3 protein-coding genes are annotated in these 1,351 nt (G+C 43.4%); all 3 read right to left on the bottom strand.

All coding sequences use genetic code 11. The annotated features are described in order from the left end of the window. On the bottom strand, positions 1–528 hold a 528-nt coding region (locus ACYVTD_RS12945), incomplete at its 3' end, for a phosphatidate cytidylyltransferase (RefSeq protein WP_461248155.1). Positions 529–530: 2 nt separating this feature from the next. Further along, positions 531–1,223, bottom strand: coding sequence for a polyprenyl diphosphate synthase (gene uppS / locus ACYVTD_RS12940; protein ID WP_461248154.1), 693 nt, complete (start codon positions 1,221–1,223; stop codon positions 531–533). Next, a partial coding sequence (locus tag ACYVTD_RS12935; RefSeq protein ID WP_461248156.1) for a ribosome recycling factor occupies positions 1,216–1,351 on the bottom strand: 136 nt, incomplete at its 5' end. The genes uppS and ACYVTD_RS12935, both read right to left, overlap by 8 nt.

Genomic DNA, 1,351 nt, shown 5'->3' with positions numbered 1-1,351 from the left:
AGATATAACAACAATCGCGCCCAGCGCTCCGCCGACCGCGCCAACAACAGTTTTTTTCGGGCTGACGCTAGGTATCAGTTTCCTTTTGCCGAACAAATTGCCCGACAGCATCGCAAATGTGTCTGCTGCAAACGTTCCTAAAAGTGCTATCCAAATGTAATACGCGCCTTGAGGGGTTCCGCGCAAAACAATTATAGATGCGAACGGGAATGCGATTAAAAACACTATCGCGAAAACGGTCGAGATATCCTTAAAACTATATTTAGAAAAAATGTATAATATCATCAAAACAGCAGCGAATACAGCGACAACTAAGATATAAAAATCGCACCAAATAAGCGCGAGCGCGGCGACGAAGCCAACGCCGATTAACGTTTTCTTATCTCCTATGCCGACTGCCCAAAAAACTTCCCACAGCGCGATCATAGCCACGGCTAGAGCCGTGATACTGAAAGACAATTCGCTAAAAATCGTCACTACAGCGAGAAACAAAAACGCCAAACTGCCATAAATCAAACGGTTTTTCATAATTAACCTCCGCGCCTTCTGTTTCGTTTTTGATATTCTATTATTGCCCTATCCAAATCTTTTTTTCCAAAAGCCGGCCATAATTTGTCCGTGAAATAAAACTCGGCGTATGCGCTCTGCCATAATAAGAAATTAGAAATTCGCTTTTCGCCCGATGTCCTGATGACTAGATCGACGTTGTCAAGCTCTGGCGCGTCTAATAATTTTGCGAAGCCTTCTTCGGTTTTTATCTTGCCTTTTGCCTTGTTGCATGCGCGCAATATCTCGTCTCGCCCGCCATAGTTTAGCGCAACGTTGAATATCATTTTCCTGTTTTTGCTCGTTGCCTTGGCTACTTTTTTTAGTTCATCTTGGATTTCTTTTGGCAAAGCAGACACGTCGCCAATCGGTTTCACGCAAATTTCTCGCCCTGCTAATTCCGCTTTATAATTTTTCAAAAACTCCATTAAAAGCGCAAATATCGTCTCAACTTCTTTCGGCGCGCGCTTCCAATTCTCTGTGGAAAACGCGAAAACCGTTAGATGATTTATGCCAAGCTCATATGCTCGAGAAATAACGTTTCGCAAGGCGTCGACGCCTTTTCGATGCCCAAGCCACCGCGCTCCTAGCCCTGTTTTTAGAGCGTACCGCCCGTTGCCGTCCATAATAATCGCAACATTTTGCGGAATGTTAGATTTGTCTAACCTTTTAAACATCCATTACTTCTTTCGTCTTCGCCTCTAACATCTCGTCGACTTTTTTGATTTTCCTATCCGTTAGGTTTTGCAATTCCGTCTCGAGTTTTTTTAAATCGTCTTCTGTTATCTCGTTGTCTTTTTTTTGT

It is taken from the genome of Treponema sp. R6D11, assembly GCF_054786075.1.
This window is presented reverse-complemented; position numbering and strand designations above follow the sequence as displayed.

Excerpts from the sequence above, each read along its gene's own strand:
- uppS (WP_461248154.1), bottom strand. The coding sequence starts at position 1,223 with ATGTTTAAAAGGTTAGACAAATCTAACATTCCGCAAAATGTTGCGATT.